This window comes from Streptococcus parasanguinis (assembly GCF_040908565.1).
Taxonomy (GTDB): domain Bacteria; phylum Bacillota; class Bacilli; order Lactobacillales; family Streptococcaceae; genus Streptococcus; species Streptococcus parasanguinis_AC.
The window spans coordinates 21076-41191 of the sequence record NZ_JBDGEA010000015.1; the positions used below are offsets into that span (position 1 = coordinate 21076).

Annotated in this window: 17 protein-coding genes; 15 read left to right on the forward strand and 2 right to left on the reverse strand. The window is 40.4% G+C overall.

Annotated elements, in window-relative coordinates; translation table 11 throughout:
* Nucleotides 1-24 precede the first annotated feature (24 nt).
* The 9 genes from AB5Y61_RS07935 (at nucleotide 25) to AB5Y61_RS07975 (ending at nucleotide 9809) form a co-directional block, all read left to right on the forward strand.
* The gene (locus tag AB5Y61_RS07935) at nucleotides 25-1395 is read left to right on the forward strand and encodes an SIR2 family protein (RefSeq protein ID WP_368403775.1); all 1371 of its coding nucleotides are present in this window, start codon (nucleotides 25-27) and stop codon (nucleotides 1393-1395) included.
* Nucleotides 1396-1418: 23 nt separating this feature from the next.
* Nucleotides 1419-2639, forward strand: coding sequence for a restriction endonuclease subunit S (locus tag AB5Y61_RS07940; protein ID WP_368403776.1), 1221 nt, complete (start codon nucleotides 1419-1421; stop codon nucleotides 2637-2639).
* Nucleotides 2640-2653: 14 nt separating this feature from the next.
* On the forward strand, nucleotides 2654-4510 hold the full coding sequence (locus tag AB5Y61_RS07945; protein WP_368403777.1) for a P-loop NTPase fold protein: 1857 nt from the start codon (nucleotides 2654-2656) through the stop codon (nucleotides 4508-4510).
* A 191-nt stretch (nucleotides 4511-4701) separates the two neighbouring features.
* Nucleotides 4702-5058 carry a type II toxin-antitoxin system RelE/ParE family toxin gene (locus tag AB5Y61_RS07950; RefSeq protein ID WP_368403778.1) on the forward strand — a complete coding sequence of 119 codons (357 nt, stop codon included), beginning with the start codon at nucleotides 4702-4704 and terminating at the stop codon, nucleotides 5056-5058.
* On the forward strand, nucleotides 5048-5341 hold the full coding sequence (locus AB5Y61_RS07955) for a helix-turn-helix domain-containing protein (RefSeq protein ID WP_021144391.1): 294 nt from the start codon (nucleotides 5048-5050) through the stop codon (nucleotides 5339-5341). Before AB5Y61_RS07950 ends, AB5Y61_RS07955 begins: the two co-directional genes overlap by 11 nt.
* A 21-nt stretch (nucleotides 5342-5362) precedes the next feature.
* Nucleotides 5363-6964: a type I restriction-modification system subunit M gene (locus tag AB5Y61_RS07960; RefSeq protein WP_368403779.1), complete on the forward strand. Its 1602-nt coding sequence runs from the start codon at nucleotides 5363-5365 to the stop codon at nucleotides 6962-6964.
* A gap of 112 nt (nucleotides 6965-7076) precedes the next feature.
* On the forward strand, nucleotides 7077-8024 hold the full coding sequence (locus AB5Y61_RS07965; RefSeq protein ID WP_368403780.1) for an Rpn family recombination-promoting nuclease/putative transposase: 948 nt from the start codon (nucleotides 7077-7079) through the stop codon (nucleotides 8022-8024).
* 153 nt (nucleotides 8025-8177) lie between these two features.
* On the forward strand, nucleotides 8178-9101 hold the full coding sequence (locus AB5Y61_RS07970; RefSeq protein ID WP_368403781.1) for an L-lactate dehydrogenase: 924 nt from the start codon (nucleotides 8178-8180) through the stop codon (nucleotides 9099-9101).
* 168 nt (nucleotides 9102-9269) lie between these two features.
* Complete coding sequence (locus tag AB5Y61_RS07975; RefSeq protein WP_368403782.1) at nucleotides 9270-9809, forward strand: NADPH-dependent FMN reductase; 540 nt, start codon at nucleotides 9270-9272, stop codon at nucleotides 9807-9809.
* 194 nt (nucleotides 9810-10003) lie between these two features.
* Here AB5Y61_RS07975 and AB5Y61_RS07980 read toward each other — a convergent pair whose 3' ends face one another.
* Both AB5Y61_RS07980 and AB5Y61_RS07985 read right to left on the reverse strand, forming a co-directional pair.
* On the reverse strand, nucleotides 10004-10699 hold the full coding sequence (locus tag AB5Y61_RS07980; RefSeq protein ID WP_368403783.1) for a VIT family protein: 696 nt from the start codon (nucleotides 10697-10699) through the stop codon (nucleotides 10004-10006).
* A 437-nt stretch (nucleotides 10700-11136) separates the two neighbouring features.
* A complete protein-coding gene (locus tag AB5Y61_RS07985; RefSeq protein ID WP_368403784.1) occupies nucleotides 11137-12531 on the reverse strand; it encodes an MFS transporter in 1395 nt (464 codons plus the stop codon).
* 312 nt (nucleotides 12532-12843) lie between these two features.
* On the opposite strand from AB5Y61_RS07985, the gene AB5Y61_RS07990 reads away from it, so the two are divergent.
* The 6 genes from AB5Y61_RS07990 to AB5Y61_RS08015 all read left to right on the forward strand — a co-directional run bounded on the left by AB5Y61_RS07990 (nucleotide 12844) and on the right by AB5Y61_RS08015 (nucleotide 20049).
* Nucleotides 12844-14136 carry a PTS transporter subunit EIIC gene (locus AB5Y61_RS07990; RefSeq protein WP_368403785.1) on the forward strand — a complete coding sequence of 431 codons (1293 nt, stop codon included), beginning with the start codon at nucleotides 12844-12846 and terminating at the stop codon, nucleotides 14134-14136.
* Nucleotides 14123-14980, forward strand: a complete 858-nt coding sequence (locus tag AB5Y61_RS07995; protein WP_368403786.1) for an alpha/beta hydrolase — start codon at nucleotides 14123-14125, stop codon at nucleotides 14978-14980. The genes AB5Y61_RS07990 and AB5Y61_RS07995 overlap by 14 nt, the downstream gene beginning before the upstream one ends.
* An 83-nt stretch (nucleotides 14981-15063) precedes the next feature.
* A complete protein-coding gene (locus tag AB5Y61_RS08000) occupies nucleotides 15064-16182 on the forward strand; it encodes a DUF4767 domain-containing protein (protein ID WP_368403787.1) in 1119 nt (372 codons plus the stop codon).
* Between the two features lie 214 nt (nucleotides 16183-16396).
* Nucleotides 16397-16957 (forward strand): hypothetical protein, encoded by a 561-nt coding sequence (locus tag AB5Y61_RS08005; RefSeq protein WP_368403788.1) that lies wholly within the window; start codon nucleotides 16397-16399, stop codon nucleotides 16955-16957.
* Between the two features lie 328 nt (nucleotides 16958-17285).
* Nucleotides 17286-18053 carry an ABC transporter ATP-binding protein gene (locus AB5Y61_RS08010; protein WP_014713035.1) on the forward strand — a complete coding sequence of 256 codons (768 nt, stop codon included), beginning with the start codon at nucleotides 17286-17288 and terminating at the stop codon, nucleotides 18051-18053.
* Nucleotides 18046-20049 carry an FtsX-like permease family protein gene (locus AB5Y61_RS08015; protein WP_368403789.1) on the forward strand — a complete coding sequence of 668 codons (2004 nt, stop codon included), beginning with the start codon at nucleotides 18046-18048 and terminating at the stop codon, nucleotides 20047-20049. The genes AB5Y61_RS08010 and AB5Y61_RS08015 overlap by 8 nt, the downstream gene beginning before the upstream one ends.
* Nucleotides 20050-20116: the final 67 nt, after the last annotated feature.

Below are 20116 nucleotides of genomic sequence, written 5' to 3' on the forward strand. Positions count from 1 at the left end.
GTTGATTGAGAGTGGATTATAATTATGGCACATGTTAGTGGAGAAAATATAGAAGGTTGCTTTCAATGTTTGAATAATAAAGATTTTCTTTTACCTGAAGATATTATTCAAGCTGTTATTAATAAAAATTTGGTGCTATTTTGTGGGGCAGGTATTAGCACAGAATCTAAAAAAGTCATGCCTTACACTTTTTATACAGATGTGTTTGAAGAATTAAAAAAAGATAATAAGGTTAATGTGAGAGCTGATTTATCTTTTTCATCACTTATGAGCCTATACTGTAGTAATGTTTATAATGGTCGGAAAAAATTATTTCAAAAAATAAATAAGAGATTTCAGATGATTGAGAATTTTCCTGAATTGTACAGAATAGCATCTGAGTTCCATACTGAAGTTTCACAAATTCCTCAAATTGAAACAGTGATAACGACTAATTGGGATTGTCTTTTTGAGGATAATTGTGACATGTTCCCAATTATTTACAATGAGGACGTTGCTCTGTGGGATACGTTTGAAAAAAGAGTATTTAAAATTCATGGCTCTATTAAGAATTTAGGATCAATTATTGCTACCGATGCAGATTATGAAAATTGTTATTTAAAATTATCAACAAAGCCTATTGGTGACAGATTAAAAACAATTTTATCTACAAAGACAGTGGTGTTTATAGGTTTTTCTTTTGGTGATGAAGATTTGAATAAAATTATTGAAATTCTTTCAGATGATTTGGGACAGTTTGCTAATCAATTTTATTTAGTTACAATTGATGAAAAGTGGTTAGATAATCACCCCGAAAATATAATTCCAATAATTACTGATGGGACGTATTTTGTAAATTCTTTAAAAAAGGAACTTATTAAAAGAAAAATAATTTTTGATAGTGAGTTATACCAATTTACTGAATATGCAAATGATACTTTGGTAAATGAGCATGTTAAGTGGATGGATGATAAAAAATTTCATAAAATTTTACAAGAATATCCCGAACTTTTATTAACTATTGCTTATCAAGATGGCCTAATTCATGCTTTTCAGAGGTGTTATGCCGATAAAAAGTCAGGAAGAATGTTAATGCCACAAAATATTCATAAAGTTGTTCGTAGCTATTTACTTTTATATAACCAAAGGATGAATGAAAATGAACATTTACGAGCATATTATGATCGAGGGTATTCTGATGGTTTTTTAGCATTGGAAATGTTTGCATGTGGTAAAAGCAAAGATGCTTTATTACCGCCGATGTTCTTTTTTGAAGAGGAAAATTTTGTCGATTTAGAATCATTATTATCCCATTTAAAAGATAATAGAAACCAAAAACTTTACAAATATTGTAAAGAAAAGGTTACTCTATATAAGAACGGGGTTATTCCTCATTTTATGCCATGGTTTTGTTAGATGTATTTTAGTGGAGATTTTAAATGAATCAACATAATAATCCAAAAATTAGATTTAAGGGATATGATAATTCTCTTGAAAAAAAAACAATAGGAGATATAACGACTAGTTTTTCAGGAGGGACTCCAAAATCAAGTAATAAGACTTATTATGAGGGGAACATTCCTTTTATTCGTTCTGGAGAAATTAAAACAAAGCAAACAGAATTATTTATAAGTGATGAAGCTTTGAAAAACTCTTCAGCAAAAATGGTAGAAAAAGGTGATATTTTATATGCACTATATGGTGCAACAAGTGGAGAGGTAGCAATAAGTCAGATAAATGGTGCCATCAATCAGGCTATACTTGCTATTAAACCAAATTCAGGATATTCTTCTGAGTTTATTATGAATTATCTAAAAAAAGAGAAAGAAAATATTCTGGAAAAATATCTACAAGGTGGGCAAGGGAATCTTTCTGCTGCAATAGTTAAAAGTATTGAATTATCTTTACCTAGCCAAGATGAACAATCCACCATTGGCTCCCTTTTCCGCATTCTCGACGACCTTCTGGCTAGCTACAAGGACAATCTCGCTAACCACCAATCCCTAAAGACAACTATGCTCTCCAAGATGTTTCCCAAAGCTGGACAGACGGTACCTGAGATTCGATTAAATGGATTTGAAGGTGAGTGGGAAAAAGTGAAGCTGAAAGATGTAACTGAGAGTATTGAATACGGATTAAATGCCTCAGCTAAGGAATTTGATGGAGAAAATAAATATATTCGTATAACTGATATTGATGATGTTTCTCGTAAATTTAAAGAAGATAGTATAACCTCTCCAGACATTAACGTAAGTGAATGCGACAACTATCTATTGTGCGAGAAAGATATATTATTTGCTCGTACTGGTGCAAGTGTTGGGAAAACATATCTTTATGACATAAAAGATGGCAAAGTTTATTTTGCCGGTTTCTTGATTCGTGCTCGAATAAAAGAAAAATTTGATTCAAAATTTATTTTTCAAAATACATTGACTGATAGATTCACACAGTATGTAAAAGTAACTTCTCAAAGATCGGGGCAACCAGGAGTTAATGGTAAGGAATATGGGGAATATGAGTTGTATATACCAATATGCGAAGAACAACAAGCCATCGGCTCTTATTTCGCAAATCTCGATAACCTAATTACTTCCTACCAAGAAAAAATTTCGCAGCTCGAAATACTCAAAACAAAGCTCTTGCAAGATATGTTCATTTAACAAGGGAGTAAAATATGGACGAAAAATTCATAGTATTAGAACATATAGATACCTCAAATGCAGCGAAAAATTTTTCTAATTTACTTAGTGAGAGAAGAACATATTTTTTAAATGGTAGTTGGGGATCAGGTAAGACAGAATTTTTAAATGAGGTCAAGAAAAATTCACAAAAAAAATTTATTACGGTTGATTTTTGGAGATTAACTGATACCCGAACAACAATTGAGATAGCATTTTCAAAACTGCACCCTTTTATTTATTGGTGTATAAGAATACTTGTCGTTTTATTAGTCGCTGTTTCAATTTTGATGACTAATATTGTTGATATAGGATTAGGTGATTATTTTGGTGACTTAAAACCTCTGTTTTTAAAACTAGGAGGAGTAGTTGCATTAATAGTTGCAATATGGCAAGTATTTAAGAAGAAATCAGATGAACTATACTGTTTCTTACTAAGTAACAAATCGAAATCTTCTAAAGTCTTGATTATAGATGATTTTGATAGAATGTCTGAGAAACAACAAGAAGAAAGTTACAAACTTTTCAGTTTAATTAACGGCAAATTACCTATTGTTTTTGTTGGTGATATTCAAAGAGTATATTTAAAAGATGATAATTATTTATCAAAGATTATTGATCGACAAATTGAATTGCCAATTGTGTTGCACTCTTCTAATATTTGGAAAGAGTACTTTATTACTTTGGAAAATAAATTTAACCTAGTTTTATCAAATGATTTTAAGCAAAGAATTAGTTCGGACAATAGAAATTTACGAGATAGATTTCGCTTTAATGATTATGTGAACCAAGAATTCTTCTCCAGAGGGAAATTGGGCCATGTTCAAATTGAACAACAACTTTGGATTATTTATGCTTATCTTTTCTATCCAGAATTCTATAATATGCTTTTAGAAAACATAAAAATTAAAATTTCAAATGAGGAACATGCTGATTTCGCTGATTTGATTAGTTTTGGTTTTACGATTAAAGAAACTTTTGTTGACATTCAACAAAAAGACAATAAACAGTATCCTTTATGTTTTGCCAAAAACAGAAAGGGATATTTACTTTATGAAGAACCGTTAAATAGAACTAAAGAGGAGTTAGATACTTTATTCAAAGATGATTCGAAAGAGTTAAGAAGAGAGTTAAGAATGTCTGATAATTCAACAGATTTTTATCAATATCTTGCAAATCAATTCAGAACTTTTTCTGATCAAAAGAAAGAACAATTATTAAAACTAGTTATATCTGAATCTCTAAATTATTATGATAGTCCTGCAATGGATTACATTGTTCAAGGTGTTTTAGATGATTATTTACCAATATATGAAAGATCTCCTCTAACAGATGAAACAAGAGCTAAAATTGTTGAAAATTGGGAAGAAATACTTAAGGAAAAAGGTTTAGACCAATCAGAAATAATATATTTCATTGAAAAGCATGGAATACTTAGTTTTCATGATTTAGGACTATATTATACAGATTTAGAACTAAATACTGAGTACTATAGAAAATTAAAACGCAAAGATTTTTTCCTAATAACTTATCTGTGTTCAGTTGATAAATCTGGTAAATTTGAAGAGTGGGATCATTATATATGGGAAGCTCTAGATTGTTTTAGTGATAGAGAATTTTTATCATTTTGGATACTACAATCAATCGTTTCCAATGGGATGGGATTCGGTAGTTATGATATAATTCCTGAAAATAAGACATATATTATTTGGACTAGAAGGTATCTATCATCTCATGAATATGTAGATTACAATGATACTGTAATCTCAAAAATTAATGATAGAATTTGTAAAATGAAATCAAATGGATACACATTTATTAAAGAAATAAAGAAAGAAAATTTAATAGAATAAAACTCTTGCAAGATATGTTTATCTAACCTTCAAAAATTCCCTTTATCTGCATTCCTAAGTACAGCATTTTTCGAATAGTATAAGTGAGCCCCTTTGATTTTTTCAAAGGGTGCTCCTTAGTATTTAATAACTTAAAAGTATTTACTTTTAATAACTTTAGAGTTATAATAAATTTGAAAAGGGGTTGCTTTGTGCACGCTATTTATTTTTATAAGGACAACCAGGGGAATCAACCGGTCCTGGACTACATGAGAGAGCTAGCTCGTCGTGATAATAAGGACAGCCGGATCAAACTTAACAAGCTCAATGACTATATCGAACTGTTGAGCCAACATGGGACCCGTGCTGGCCAACCCTACATCAAGCATTTGGATGCAGAGATTTGGGAGTTGAGACCCTTGAGGGATCGGATTTTATTCGTGGCTTGGCTAGATGGAAGCTTTGTCTTACTGCATCATTTTGTCAAAAAGACACCTAAACGAGAGATCGAGAAAGCCAAGCGGGAGTTGCAAGATTTGAAGGAAAGAGGGCTAAGAGATGAAAAATAGTGCCATCGGCAGCAATTGGAAAGATGTGAGAGCAGAGCTCTTCACCAAGGAAGAAATCCTGGAAAGTGATCTGCGGGTCGCGATTATGACAGAGTTGATCGAGGCTCGGCATGAAAAGGGCATTAGCCAAAAGAAACTAGAAGAACTCAGTGGGGTCAGTCAACCGGTCATCGCTCGGATGGAGACAGGAAAGACTAGTCCTCAATTGGACACGGTTTTGAAAGTCTTAGCCAGTCTGGGCAAGACCCTTGCTGTCGTCCCACTGGAACAAGAAAAGGTATAAAAGAAATCAGAAAGAATTACTATGGAAACAACACAAACCTCCCAGTCGCTCTACCAAGCCCTGTGGAACTCAGCGGATGTGCTCCGCTCTAAGATGGATGCCAATGACTATAAGTCCTATCTATTGGGGATGATCTTTTACAAGTACCTCTCAGATAAGTTGCTCTTCTTCGTGGCGGAGACCATGGAAGAGGAGACAGAGAGTCTGGATGAAGCCTTGGCGCTTTACCGTTCTTACTATGAGGATCCAGACTCTCAAGAGGACTTGATCTCCGTCATCACAGATGAGCTCAACTATGTCATCAAGCCAGACTTGACCTTTACGGCCTTGGTGGACCGGGTCAATGAAGGCACCTTCCAGCTAGAAGATCTAGCTCAGGGCTTCCGAGACATCGAGCAAAGTGATGACCTCTATGAGAATCTCTTTGAGGACATTGATCTCTACTCCAAAAAGCTAGGAGCGACACCTCAAAAGCAAAACCAGCTAGTGGCTGCCGTTATGAAAGAATTGTCAGTGCTAGATGTGGCTGGTCATGCGGGTGATATGCTTGGGGATGCTTATGAGTACTTGATTGGTCAGTTTGCGACTGACTCTGGTAAGAAAGCAGGAGAGTTTTATACGCCCCAGCCTGTAGCCAAGCTCATGACCCAGATTGCCTTTTTAGGGCGTGAAGACGTGCAGGGCTTTACCATCTACGATGCCACCATGGGATCAGGATCCCTCTTGCTCAATGCCAAGAAGTTTTCTCACCAGCCTCAAACGGTCCAGTACTTTGGTCAGGAGCTTAATACCTCAACCTATAACCTGGCTCGGATGAACATGATCCTACACGGGGTTCCGGTGGAAAACCAGTTCTTGCACAATGCTGATACGCTGGATGAAGACTGGCCGACCCAAGAGCCGACCAACTTTGATGGTGTCCTTATGAACCCACCTTACTCAGCTAAGTGGTCTGCAAGCTCCGGCTTCCTCCAAGATCCTCGTTTCTCCCCATTTGGCAAGCTTGCGCCTCAGTCTAAGGCTGACTTCGCCTTTCTCTTGCATGGTTACTATCACTTGAAACAAGACAATGGTGTGATGGCCATCGTCCTTCCTCACGGAGTCCTTTTCCGTGGCAATGCTGAAGGAATCATTCGCAAGGCCTTGCTGGAAGAAGGGGCTATTGATACCGTGATCGGTCTTCCTGCCAATATCTTCTTCAATACCAGTATCCCAACGACGGTCATCATTCTCAAAAAGAACCGGACCAATCGGGACGTTTACTTTATTGATGCCTCTAAGGAATTTGATAAGGGCAAGAACCAGAACATCATGACGGATGCCCATATCGAGAAGATCCTTAAGGCTTATAAGAGCAGAGAGGATATGGATAAGTTCGCCCATCTGGCTAGCTTTGAGGAAATCGTCGAGAATGACTATAACCTCAATATCCCACGCTATGTGGATACCTTTGAGGAAGAAGAAGTAGAGCCACTGACAGACATCATGGCTAAGATCAACAAAACCAATGCGACGATTGAAACCCAGACAGCCTCTCTTCTAGACATGCTCAGCCAGCTGCATGGAACAACGCCAGAAGCCGATGCCGAACTCAAGAAATTTGTCGAGGAGTTTAAGGGCTAGGGTATGATGAGATAGTAGCAGGGAAAGGATATTCCTTTCGATATTCCCAATTTTTTTCGAATTATAGAAGTAGAGGGACCTTCCCTCTATTTTTTATCGAAAAGGAGCAGGGATGCAAAAGAGACACGCGCATGTATCGCCGACCTTGGACATCATGGCCAAGAAGATTTTTAGTTTACCAGAGGTGACGGCAGCATTTATTCGAGATATTTTAGAGCTGGATGTGGCGGACGCTCAGATTGTGGAGGGAAGCCAGCCCCACAGCATGGCCTATGAGGAGGATGACTTGTTCTCCACTGCGGTGGATGTGAGAGCCAAGCTCCATGATGGAACCGAGGTGATCATCGAGATCCAGATTCGCAAGCAGCAGTATTTCTTGAATCGGTTCCATTACTATTTGGCCAATCAACTGGTGGAGAATGTGCAAAAACTGCGCCAGCAAGGACAGACACATAAGATGTACGAGCAGATGGAGCCCGTCTATGGGATTGCGATTTTGGAGAAGTCGCTCTTACTAGACGAAGAGGCCGCCATCAACAAATACTGGCTGACCAATAGTAGGTCTGGCAAGCAACTCAAGGCCTATTATAAAAATGGAAAGCATCAAAATCTTCTGCAGGTTGCCTTTTTAGAGCTAGACAAGTATAATAAAGATGAGAATCTGACAGATGCAGGCAGACAATGGTTGGAGTTTTTTGGGAATCTTCCCTTTACAAAAGCTCCCAGTCAGGCCGTTGCTCACGCAGATTCATTATTAGATTCATCTAGCTGGACCAAGGAGGAGAAGACCATGATAGACGAGCGGATTCGTATTCAAGAAAATTATGATATGACCATGGAGACGGCGATTGATGAAGCGCGAGAAGAAGGTTTGGAGCAAGGATTGGAACGTGGTCTGGAACAAGGCTTAGAAAAAGGCTTGGAACAAGGCCTGGAACAAGGTCGTAATGAAGAACGTCTGCAGTTAATCCGCAAAATGATCTCACGAGGAATGTCGCCTGAACTTATCTCAGAGATGACGGGGTTGTCCATTGAAGAAATTGAGACTCTTCTTTCCTGAGTCGTTAACGGAGGCACCGCCTCTTTTCTTTTTTGAAAAAACTTGAAAATTTCGCCATTTTTTCAATCCGCCTTTCTAGGATTGTGGTAGAATAGAGTCAATAAAGAGCGATCCTCACCAACAGTGTGATCGATACTAGAAAAGAGGATTCTGATGACAAGAAAAATTGGTATTATTGGTTTGGGGCATGTGGGTGCGACCTTGGCCCACAGCATGATTTTGAAACACACCTGTGATCACTTGGTCTTGATTGATACCAATGAGAAAAAAGTCAAGGCAGATGCCTTGGATTTCTGTGATACAGTTGCCAATACGGGGTATCCAGTTCATATCACAGTCAATGACTACGCGGCTTTAAAAGATGCGGATGTCGTGGTGTCGACTCTTGGAAATATCGAGTTGCAGGCTAATAACACTGATGACCGTTTTGCAGAGCTTCCTTTTACTAGCAAGCAAGTGGTGCAAGTAGCGCGTGATTTGAAGGCTTCTGGCTTTAGTGGTGTCTTATTGGTAGTGACCAATCCGGTCGATGCAGTCACTCAACTCTATCAACAATATACCGGCCTTCCAAAAGAGCAGGTGATTGGGACAGGGACCTTGCTGGATACAGCTCGGATGAAGCGCGCAGTCGCCGATCGTTTGCAGGTTTCTCCTGCTAGTGTATCAGGCTATAACCTTGGGGAGCATGGAAATTCTCAATATGTTGCTTGGAGTCAGGTCCGTGTCAAAGGACACGCTATTACCGATCTCTTCTCTCAAGAAGAGCTGGATGCCATCAACTACGAGTCCTTGCGTGGTGGTCATACTGTCTTTTTTGGCAAATTCTATACCAACTTTGGGATTGCTGCAGCAGCCCAACGCTTAGCAGAAGCTGTGATCAATGATAGCCACGAGGAAATGCCGGTCTCTAACTATCGTCCAGAATATGGAACCTATCTTGGCTATCCAGCGATTGTAGGTCGAAAAGGAATTATCGAACGATTGGACTTGCATTTGACAGAAGAAGAAAAAGAAAAATTACTCCATTCAGCCGAAACCATTAAGGAAAACACACGAAAAGGGCTGGAGCATGTATAAAAGAGAGGAGGCTGGGACAAAAGTTCTAGCCTTTTAATTGTTTTAGCCCTTGCTTAGTGAATTTAATAAAGCTTAGTAAATTCCAAGTTGTAATCCTTGACATTACATCTAAGATATGTATAATATTAATTGTAACAAATAGTCTTACAATAGAAAGAGAAAGCAACTATGGAAAACATTTTATTTATCGTCGGATCTCTTCGTCAAGGATCCTTCAACCACCAAATGGCCCAGAAAGCAGAAAGCCTTCTTGAAGGAAAAGCAACGGTGACTTACTTGGACTACAAGGACATCCCTTTGTTTAACCAAGATTTAGAAACGCCAACCTTGCCAGCTGTGCAAGCAACGCGTGATGCGGTCCTTGCTGCGGATGCCATATGGATCTTCTCACCAGTCTACAACTTTGCCATTCCAGGTGTAGTGAAAAACCTGATCGACTGGCTTAGCCGTGCCCTTGATCTGTCAGAAACTCGTGGTCCATCTGCCCTCCAAGACAAGATCGTAACGGTTTCTTCAGTCGCTAATGCAGGACACGAACCAATGTTTGCGGCATACCAAGCGCTCTTGCCATTCGTTCGAACTCAAGTAGTGGGAGAGTTCACTGGAACAACCGTAAACCCAGAAGCTTGGGGAACAGGTGAATTAGTCTTGACAGATGAAGCGCTCGCAGGATTGAAAAAACAAGCACAAGCTCTATTAGAAGCATAATAAAAAGTCCGTTTTGGACAATTTTCTTCAGTCTTTTTTAAAAATAGAGAAAGTAAAAAACTCTTAAGAATAGCGCTATATCAGCATTCCTAAGAGTTTTCATTATATGGTGTCCAACCTACAAAATGGCAATGTTTCTATTGCTGGTAGGGTTTGTCTACGTTCTGAAAACTGAGAAAAAAGTCTCAGCTTTTTTAGATACTAAAGAGTTGTCCAAAGAAATAGGTTACTCCCATGGTGAGAAGGCCAATGATGAGATTGCGAAGCATGGCTGGCTTGGTAGGTGCTTTTCCCAGTTTCGCACTGGTATAGCCAGTGAAGATCAAGGATAGTCCAACAACGAAGACCGTCACCGGAATGCGATAGGTAGTTGGAAAGAGAATAATAGAGAGCATTGGAGGAAGGGAACCAATAGAAAAAGCAAGGAAGCTAGATGCAGCTGCATGCCAAGGATTGGTAAATTCTTCGTATTCAATGCCGTATTTCTCTTCGACCAAGGCTTTGAGGGGGTGTTTCAGAAAGGCCCGCTCTGTCAGAATTTTTGCTGAAGTTTCACATTCTCCATTTTCAAGATAAGCATGGTAGAGAGAGTCTCTAGCTAACTTTGGATCACGATCTAATAAGGCTTGTTCGCGGTTCACAGCAGCTTCTTCCGTGTCTTTTTGTGTGGAAACAGAAACATACTCACCACCCGCCATCGAAAAGGCACCGGCCAGAATTGCAGACAAGCCAGATAAGAAAATGATCCAGATGTTATGCGTGGCACTGGCCACCCCGATCACCACTCCAGCGATAGAAATGATTCCATCATTGGCCCCTAGAACCGCAGCTCTCAAAATATTCAAGCGATCGCTAAATGATTCATCTACTCCATGTTTTATTTCAGTCATACAATGTCTCCTTTTCCTTATTTAGAATGATTATAAATAAAATACAGAAAGAAATCAAGGATTTTAACTCAAATGATAAAAGTTAGACAATTTAATGGAACCTTTTAGTTGTAAAATTTGACATTACAAGCAAAATGGAGAGAGAATTTGACATACACCTATCCTATCAAGGTTTATTTAGCAGAAGTGCATAATTTTTGAGGATCCTGATGGCATTGTAACGAGGGTAAGAAAAGGATAACAAAAAGAGGCTGGGACAAAAGTCCTAGCCTCTCCATTATCTTTGGATTGTCGAGCAAGACGCAGTGGTTGAGTGGGCTCTACTATGCTGATTTCATCAGCTTTTACAGCCCTACTCAACTGTGCGGAGGTGGGACGACGAAATCGAATTCTAACGAATGACCGATTTCTGTCCCACTCTCTTTTAATGAGATTAATTAGTTCGTTTCATTTTCTTTTCCGATAACCCAAAATAAGAGAAGGAGTTGGAAGATGCCTAAGGTAAATAGGACCATAAAACCGTTGCGACTTCCTTTAGCAGTGGCTTGGGTGAAGTCCATCTTTTGATTAGCTTGGCTCATGGCAACGATCAAGGAAGCCAGAGTTGTTCCAACAGCACCTGCAAATTGTTGCAAAGTATTAAAGATTGCGTTCGCATCGGGTTGCTCTTCCAGAGAGAGTTGTTTCTGTCCGTTTGTCATGATATTGCCAAAGGCCAGTCCCATACCGGTCATGAAGATCATGTAAAAGATAAGAATCAAGCCATTTGTCAGCTTCAGGCCCAAGAGGGTGAAGTGAAAATGGGCCAGAAGGATGAAAGCAGCACCAAGGAGAATCGGTTTGCGGGCACCCAACTTATCTAAAATGAGACCAGAGAAAGGAGCAAAGCCAGCTCCAATGATAGCTCCTGGAAGCAGCATCAAGGCTGCAAGCGTCGTGCTTGAGTGGTTGACCAATTGGACATAATTAGGAAGAAGAAAACTCATGGCCAGAGAACCTAATTGGAAAGTGAAAAAGGCAAGAATATGGCCAGTGAGGAGATGGTTCTTTAAGATAGCAAGGTTGATAATGGGAGTCTCTATGCGATTAGACCGCCAGACTAAGAGAATGAGTCCCAAGAACCCGATCACAAGCCAACCAAGCACAGAAAAACTGAAGAACGCATGATCCGCTAGGCCATGAATACCTAGAATCAACCCTAAAAATGAAGCAATAATGGCGAGAAGACTCATGATATCAAGCGTTTCTCGCTTGATTTTACTGATTTGCTCAATGGAGCGAAGTCCTGCAACCAGCGAAGCCAGAAGGATCGGGAATTGAACTAAAAAGATGGACCGCCAGCCGAAGCTAGCGGTTAAGAGTCCCCCGACAGTAGGCCCAATAGCGGGAGCGATGGCTGTAATCAGAGTCCCCACTCCCATCATGAGACCGATCTTGCGTTTTGGGACCTGCTCTAAAATGATATTAAACATCAGAGGAAGGGCAAAACCAACCCCCATTCCTTGGACCAATCGACCCAGAACCACAAAGCCAAAACTTGGAGATAAGAAGTCGATAAGAACACCTAAAATAGATAGGAGATTTCCAACTAAAAAGATGGACTTCATTTTAAAGGAACGCTTGAGATAAGCAGATAAGGGGACCACACAGGCAACCACTAGGAGATAGATGGTGGTAACCCACTGGACTGTTGCGGTGTTGATCTCAAATTCCTTCATCAATATTGGAAAGGTGATGTTCATGGCAGTTTCTCCAGCCACCCCGCAAAAGGACAGGATCCCTGTCGCAAAGATCGCGAACAAGACCTTGGCTGAAATTTTTTCTTGTGACATAGACGTCTGATTCCTCCTAAATCTTCCTATAATGCTGTAAAAATGGTCTGAAAATCCATCGTAGCGATCTCATTTCCCGTCAAATCCAATTGCTATGAGTATAGCAGGACCAACGTTAACCTGATTCATCGTTTTGTTAGCTAACAAATAGTATAGAGGAAATGAAGACCCCTGTCAAAGAGTTTTTCAAAAATTATGAAAATTTTAAAAGTATTCTCAAAAGATGATGCTTCTCCAAATGAAAGGGATTGCTCACCACTATGATATAATAAGATGAAAGCAAGCAATGTGAACACACCAATAGGGGGCGCCATGACCAAGTATTTAGTCCAGAAGTTTTTCTGGTTACGAGAAAAAAGTTTGATTCAAATATCCCAGAAAACCCTGGTTTCCTTATTTCCTTTTTTCTTATTTTCAGGAATCATTCGAGTGATTGCCTTATCGGTCTTTTCTGATCGAGGCTATATCCATCAGCTCTTTTCGATGGATAGTTGGTTGCCATGGGATCAAGCTATCAGCCAGGTTCTTATTAATTTTTCCAACTTTCTAGGAGGTCTAGCAGGGCCTTTAGCAACTTACTTCGCTGGGAAATATACAGCTGGGCACTATGGTAGAAGTACGGGGACAGCCGGCGTGACTGCTCTTTTGGTCAGCTTGATTGTAGGGTCTCAGGAATTGTTGATGGGACCACTCAATGATGGGCAACTGACGCGAATTAACTTACCTGCGACGACCAATATCCTCTTAGCCATTGTTTTAGGCTATCTAATCGGACAGATCTTTCGACTATCCAAGGCTAGTGACGACCAGATTGTGGACAAAGACTTTATTTATCAGCCCAAGACTGTGCGTCCTATTTTCTTGTCCTTGGTTCTAGGGGTTAGCCTGAATATTCTCCTCCTTATTGGCAATCAGTACCGTATTTTTCAAATGATCGGTCAATCCTTTAGTTTTCTGACTAAAAGCAGTCATCATCTCCTGTCCACCTTTGTCATGGGACTCTCCAGTGGCTTATCAGCTTGGGTCGGCAACAGTCAGGCTTTTGCCCTAAACTCAATTGTGGATGACAGTTTTGCTTTAGAAAATCTGAATTACGCTGTGACCCATCATACAACGACGGGGATTCCTCATCTCTATACCTTGACCAATTTGTACCGGAGTTTTGGCATGGTAGCTGGAATTGGCGCTGTCCTAGCACTTTTGGTAGCGATCTTACTGGTCTCCCACAGTCGAAAGGACAAGAAGGTCAGTCTCCTCAGTATTTTTCCAGGCCTCTTTAATAACGGTGCCCCCTTCATGGTAGGGATTCCAGTCCTGTTCAATCTTCTATATGTGATTCCCTTCTTATTGATCCCCTTGGTCAATATGGCCATCGCTGCTGTGGCTTTGTGCTTTAAGCTTATGCCAGCAGCCGTCTATCCAGTGCCGGATGGGACTCCTAGCCTTCTCTATGCTTTCATTGGAACGGGAGGAAGTCTGAGAGCCTTAGCTGTGAGTATACTTTGTTTTGCGATAGACGTGCTCCTTTATCTACCATTTGTCCGCATGGGAAATCGTATTCGAAAAGATCTAAAAGTGAAAGGAGAAAGCGATGAAAGTCTCTAAAAAAACAGCCATCGTCCTCACTTTGGTCTGTCTTTTCTTGATCGGTTTAGCCATTCCTTCTTATAGCTGGACTCGAACCAATGTTTCAAAAATCGAGAAATTTTATAATTCCAAACTGTCGCCCATCATCATGATTCCAGGAAGCTCAGCAACAGAGAACCGCTTTGATGGCTTGGTGACCAAGCTCAACCAAGGCCGCCAAGGCACCAAGCACAGTCTTCTCAAGGTCAAGGTATGGAATGATGGGCAAATCACCTATAGCGGTAGTATTGATGCCAAGGACAATGAACCAGTGATTGTGGTTGGTTTTGAAAACAACAAAGATGGCTATAGCAATATTAAAAAGCAGGCTAAACTATTCAATCAAGCCTTTGAAGCCCTTCAAGAAAAATACAATTTTAATAATTTCAAGGGCTTGGGTCATTCTAACGGGGGCTTGATTTATACAGCCTTTATCGAAAATTATCTAGAAGATTATGATGTGGATCTAAAGACCCTCATGACCATCGGAACTCCCTATAATTTCACGGAAACCAATATTCAAAATAAATCTGAGATGTTAGCCGATTTTATCAAGGGAAAAAAAGCCATCCCCAATACGCTTCATATGTATTCAGTAGCAGGAACCATCACCTATGATTCCGATGAGTTAGTCCCAGATGCCAGTGTTTCTGCTGGGAAATATATCTACCAAAACCAAGCTGCTAGTTATACGGAGATCACAGTGACGGGGGAAGATGCCCAGCACTCGGACCTTCCAACCAATGATGAGGTGGTTGCCTTGGTGAAAGAGCATATTGAAAGTCAAATGGATCGTAGAACCAAACCAAATAAAGAAAACTAAGTGTGAAGAAGGGATTCCTTCCTCACTCTTTTTTTAGTATAATAAAGTTCAGTATGAAAACACGGGAGACTAAAGGAGATCAGATGAAAAGAAAACATTGGATCCAGTTGGGATTAGTGGCTTCAAGTATGGTCTTGTTAACAGGATGTTACCAAAGATACCAGCGCCAGTCCAGTCCTAAAAAAGAGGTTGCAACCAGCCAGACAGCAGCTAAAAAACAAGCGAAAAAAGCAGACAACAAACAATTATACCAGTCTGTTTTTTCAGACTACCAAAAGATTTTTGCCACTTCAAAGGATTTGGATGCCATTTCCAAATTGAATGATGCATTAGCCAAAGAAGATCGGATGATCAATAGCTGGGTGATCGAGACTGTCATCAATCAGCCAGCAGCTGTTCGCTATGCCTTTAAGGACTTAAATAGCGATGGGGTAGATGAGATGATCATCGCCAACCAGCAAACCGATGGGAGCTACTTTGCGATAGGAATCTACTACCTCAAGGACCAAAAGCCGACCTTGCTTGCAGAAGGTTTCGTCGCTGGACACGGAGGAGCGCGCAATGCGACAACCCTCTATAAGGGAGGAGATGTCCTGGAAGTCAGCTGGTTGTCGGGAACTGGCCGTGGTGTAGCCGTGCTTTCACGAATAGAAAAGACACCTCAAGCCGCGACAAAAGTCCAGGAAGAAGAAGTTCAGGTACCTGGTTCAGATCTGAATGCCCTTTTTGGAAAATCGGATGAGGATAAACTGGACCTCAAGAGTTTTGACTGGCAAACCTTTGAAAGCACACCATCAGGAGGCGATACCCAAAGCCAGGAGAAAACGCCATGGAATGCTGAAAAATCAGCAAAATTAGCAGAATTTATGAAGACTTGGGGTGAGAAGATGGGGCAGCCCAACTACCAAAAAGGCATCGCTGGCGGTGATGTAGGACCAGACAACCTCTATACTCTAGGGGACAATAGCAAGATGGATGCTATTTATACAGATACTGGCCAAGGAAATGCAAAATACCGAATCGTAGAACGCTATAGCAATTGGGACAAGTATCCAGATGTGCATAGTTATTTCTTTGCCATTACAGATACAGGAGAAGCCATTGTCTTTCACTCTCCAACGACCAATGGTGGAAAGATGTATCTAAAACCAACGGACAACAAGGAACTTCAAGAAGCATTTACTCAAATCCTTCATCAGTAAGAAGGAAGAATAGACCAGAAAATGATTGTTTTCTGGTTTTCATTTATTCATAAAATGAATAAAAAACCAAATTATAAAAAGATATTTAGGAAAGAAAATATGTTAAAAGATAGTAATAAATGCCGTTGTAAAAGTATTTAAAAACAGAAAACATTTGACAATAAAAGGGAAATCATTTAAAATATATTCAAACTTTATTTATAGGAGAATAACGATGAAAAAACTTCTTACAGCCGGTGTGGCTCTCTTGTCAGTTGCAACATTGGCAGCATGTTCTGGTAAAACTGCTTCAGAATCTTCTAACAAAGAAGCGAAGGCATCTTCTAGCAAAGTAGAAAAATCATCTACTTCAGAAAGCAAATCAAGCAGTTCCTCAAAAACATCAAAATCTTCTGTTGATGTTCCAGAAATCGTCTTGGTAACAGATGAAGAAATCGATAACGCCAAAACACTTGGTGATATGAAAACCATTTATGGAAAAATGCTCGATAACTACACAAAATATGTCAAAGAAATTGGTGATAAGATTCCAGCTGCTGGAAAAGAGGCCTATAATAATCAAGTAGACCCAGCTATCCAAGCTATGGAAAGTTCAAGAAAAGCTTTTAACGACTCACTTTCATCCCTTGGTTCTGATGATACAGTTATTCCTGAGCAACCTCGTGCTCAAGTTGCACAACAATTAAAGAGTGCTCGTGATATTGCTAAACAAGCTATTGAAAGTGCTTATCAAGCAATTTCACCATATACTTCTTCATCTTCAGATGATGAATAATTCATAAATGAAAATAGAGAGTGGGACAGAAATCGGTCATTCGTTAGAATTCGATTTCGTTGTCCCACCTCCGCACAGTTGAGTAGGGCTGTAAAAGCTGATGAAATTAGCGTAGTAGAGCCCACTCAACCACTGCGTCTTACTCGACAATCCAAAAACAAGAAGAGGCTAGGACTTTTGTCCCAGCCTCTATTTTTGCTTTCTTACAAAAATGTAAGATTGCAAGGGTAAAATGTAAGGTTATGTTATGGTGAAAGCGTTTCAGTTTTAGTACAATAGATTTGTAAAAAACGATTGAAGCTTATATCGAGCTAGAAAGGAATAGACCATGACCCTACTAGACGTTCAACACATCAAAAAAATCTACAAAACCCGCTTTCAAGGCACGCAAGTCGAAGCCTTGAAAGACATTCATTTTACCGTGGAAAAAGGGGAGTACGTCGCCATTATGGGGGAATCAGGATCCGGGAAATCGACCCTCCTCAATATCCTGGCCATGCTGGACCAGCCGACGGAAGGACGGGTCTACCTCAATGGCACCGACACCTCAACCATCAAGAACAAGGATGCCTCCAGCTTCCGTCGCGAAAAACTGGGCTTTGTCTTTCAAGATTTCAACTTGCTCGATACCCTGTCTGTCAAGGACAATATTCTCTTGCCTCTAGTCCTATCACGGAGACCCGTCAAGGAAATGATGAGCAAGGTGGATAGCGTCAGTCGGGAATTGGGCATTCACCAGCTTCTTGAAAAATACCCTTACGAAATCTCTGGTGGGCAAAAACAACGGGTGGCTGTAGCACGGGCTATTATCACCTCACCTGAAATCCTTCTTGCTGATGAGCCAACAGGGGCGCTGGATTCCAAGTCTTCGGCGGCGTTACTAGATGTCTTTGAAGATATCAATAGCATGGGCCAAACCATTCTCATGGTGACCCACTCAACCGCAGCGGCAGCTCGGGCCAAGCGCGTGCTCTTTATCAAGGACGGAATTCTTTACAACCAGATCTTCCGCGGAGAAAAAACTGAGCGTCAGATGTTCCAAGAAATCTCAGATACCTTGACGGTCATGGCGGGTAAGGAGGATAGCGATGTTTAAATTATCAAGTAAATTAGCTCTTTCTAACCTCAAACAAAATCGCAAGCTCTATTACCCCTTTGCCTTGGCCGTCATTTTAACGACCATGATCCTCTATAGCTTTATCGCCCTGGCAACGACCCCTCATTTAGAAGCTTCTTACGGAGGACGAACGGCAAGAGCTGTCCTTGGTTTTGGAAGTTTCGTTGTCCAGCTGGTCGTCGTCATTTTAGTGGCTTATGCCAATGGCTATGTCATGAAAAATCGTTCCAAAGAACTGGGCTTGTACAGTGTTTTGGGGATGGAGAAGAAGCACCTCCTCGTCATGACCTTATGGGAATTGCTTTTCTTCTATATCCTCACGGTTGGCGCGGGACTGGGCTTGGGACTCTTGTTTGATCGCTTGATTTTTGCCCTCCTCTTAAAATGTATGGGGCTTCCAGTTGTCATTCAATCAACCTTCCAGATAGGGGCTGTGTTTAAGACTTTGTTAGGATTAGCTATTGCTTTTGGCCTCATTCTTTTGCTGAATTCTATCCGCCTCTTGCGCTACAGTTCCCTAAACCTCATGCAACAAAAGAAGGCAGGAGAGAAGAAGGGACGCTTCTTGTTAGTCCAAACTCTTTTAGGACTAGGGCTCTTAGGAATTGCTTTCTATCTGGCGCTAACCGCAGAGCGTCCGGTTGCGGCGGTTCAAGGATTCTTTATTGCCGTCATCTTGGTCATTCTAGCGACCTATCTCTTATTTAACGCAGGATCCATTACCTTCTTAAGAATGCTCAAAGGTCGGAAATCCTACTATTACAAGCCGGAGAATTTTATATCCGTCTCTAACTTAATAGCACGGATGCGAAAAAATGCAGCGGGCCTTGCGACCATTAGTATTCTTTCCACCATGGTCTTGGTCACCTTAACAGGGTCGCTCAATCTCTTTATTGGAGGGCAGAATTACCTAGATACTATGTACCCTTCGGACTACAATATTAGTGTGGGGCATATGACTTCAGAAGCTGAAACAGAACCGGTTGTTGAAGATGTTCAAGCTATTATTCAGAAAACAGCCGATGCGACAAATCTGTCAGATTATCAGGTGGCACAGACAACATACTGGTCGGCTGAAATTCGAAAGATTGATGGAAAGGTCTTAGAGGTGAATGACCAGTTCACTCCAGAAACTGATCAGGAATTGAAGACAGAAGGAACCGTCTACTTTTTTGATCAGGCGACCTATGAACAATTGACGGGTCAAAAAGTTGAGCTTGGGGAAAATGAAATCTTAGCTTATGGGTATCACTATCCTGGGAAATTAGACGCGCAGTTAGAAATCAATGGGAAGACCTTCACGATTAAAGAAAAACTAGATTCCAATTTTATCCAAGGAAAAATTCCTCAAGACGCCCTGTTTCAACATCAAATGGGCTTGTACCTTGTCCTCCCTGACTTGAGTCAATTGGGACTAAAAATGGATAAAAATTTGGAATTCTCTATTACTGCCAAAGATAAAGAAAATAGTGCTTTCCTTGCTGGCGTTATCAAAGAGCTTCATTCGACAGACAAAATGAGTCAATATGGTGCGACTTATTTTAGTGGCTATGATCGATATAGTATAGAGAAAGATTGGCGTGAATCAGCAGGGACAATCCTCTTTATTGGTGTTTTCCTATCTGTGATCTTTCTATTGGCTACGGTTCTCGTCATTTACTACAAACAGATTTCAGAGGGCTATGAGGACCGGGAAAATTTTGTGATCATGCAACAAGTAGGATTGGACCAAAAGCAAACGGCCACCACCATTCGCAAACAGATTCTCACCGTCTTTTTCCTTCCTCTATTCTTCTCCTTCCTCTACCTAGGAGTGGCCTATAAGATGATTGCAAAAATCGTTGCTCTCTTAGGAGCGAGCAATGCGGGCTTGGTCCTTCAAACAACCTTAGCAATCTGCGCTGTCTTTTTCATCTCCTATGTCCTCGTCTTTCTTCTGACTTCTAGAAGTTATCGGAAGATTGTCGTGAGGTAGCGCTGAGTCTATAAAAGATTGAGAAATGAAAAATCCAATAAATAGACAAACTGTTTTTTTACTTAGA

What these genes read in the sequence shown, in the direction of transcription:
- AB5Y61_RS07965 (WP_368403780.1), top strand. Translation starts at nt 7,077, where the DNA reads ATGCAAAAGAGACACGCGCATGTATCGCCGACCTTGGACATCATGGCC.
- AB5Y61_RS07960 (WP_368403779.1), top strand. Translation starts at nt 5,363, where the DNA reads ATGGAAACAACACAAACCTCCCAGTCGCTCTACCAAGCCCTGTGGAAC.
- AB5Y61_RS08000 (WP_368403787.1), top strand. Translation starts at nt 15,064, where the DNA reads ATGAAAAGAAAACATTGGATCCAGTTGGGATTAGTGGCTTCAAGTATG.
- AB5Y61_RS08010 (WP_014713035.1), top strand. Translation starts at nt 17,286, where the DNA reads ATGACCCTACTAGACGTTCAACACATCAAAAAAATCTACAAAACCCGC.
- AB5Y61_RS08005 (WP_368403788.1), top strand. Translation starts at nt 16,397, where the DNA reads ATGAAAAAACTTCTTACAGCCGGTGTGGCTCTCTTGTCAGTTGCAACA.
- AB5Y61_RS07990 (WP_368403785.1), top strand. Translation starts at nt 12,844, where the DNA reads ATGACCAAGTATTTAGTCCAGAAGTTTTTCTGGTTACGAGAAAAAAGT.
- AB5Y61_RS07975 (WP_368403782.1), top strand. Translation starts at nt 9,270, where the DNA reads ATGGAAAACATTTTATTTATCGTCGGATCTCTTCGTCAAGGATCCTTC.
- AB5Y61_RS07940 (WP_368403776.1), top strand. Translation starts at nt 1,419, where the DNA reads ATGAATCAACATAATAATCCAAAAATTAGATTTAAGGGATATGATAAT.
- AB5Y61_RS07995 (WP_368403786.1), top strand. Translation starts at nt 14,123, where the DNA reads ATGAAAGTCTCTAAAAAAACAGCCATCGTCCTCACTTTGGTCTGTCTT.
- AB5Y61_RS07945 (WP_368403777.1), top strand. Translation starts at nt 2,654, where the DNA reads ATGGACGAAAAATTCATAGTATTAGAACATATAGATACCTCAAATGCA.
- AB5Y61_RS07980 (WP_368403783.1), bottom strand. Translation starts at nt 10,699, where the DNA reads ATGACTGAAATAAAACATGGAGTAGATGAATCATTTAGCGATCGCTTG.
- AB5Y61_RS07955 (WP_021144391.1), top strand. Translation starts at nt 5,048, where the DNA reads ATGAAAAATAGTGCCATCGGCAGCAATTGGAAAGATGTGAGAGCAGAG.
- AB5Y61_RS07985 (WP_368403784.1), bottom strand. Translation starts at nt 12,531, where the DNA reads ATGTCACAAGAAAAAATTTCAGCCAAGGTCTTGTTCGCGATCTTTGCG.
- AB5Y61_RS07970 (WP_368403781.1), top strand. Translation starts at nt 8,178, where the DNA reads ATGACAAGAAAAATTGGTATTATTGGTTTGGGGCATGTGGGTGCGACC.
- AB5Y61_RS08015 (WP_368403789.1), top strand. Translation starts at nt 18,046, where the DNA reads ATGTTTAAATTATCAAGTAAATTAGCTCTTTCTAACCTCAAACAAAAT.
- AB5Y61_RS07935 (WP_368403775.1), top strand. Translation starts at nt 25, where the DNA reads ATGGCACATGTTAGTGGAGAAAATATAGAAGGTTGCTTTCAATGTTTG.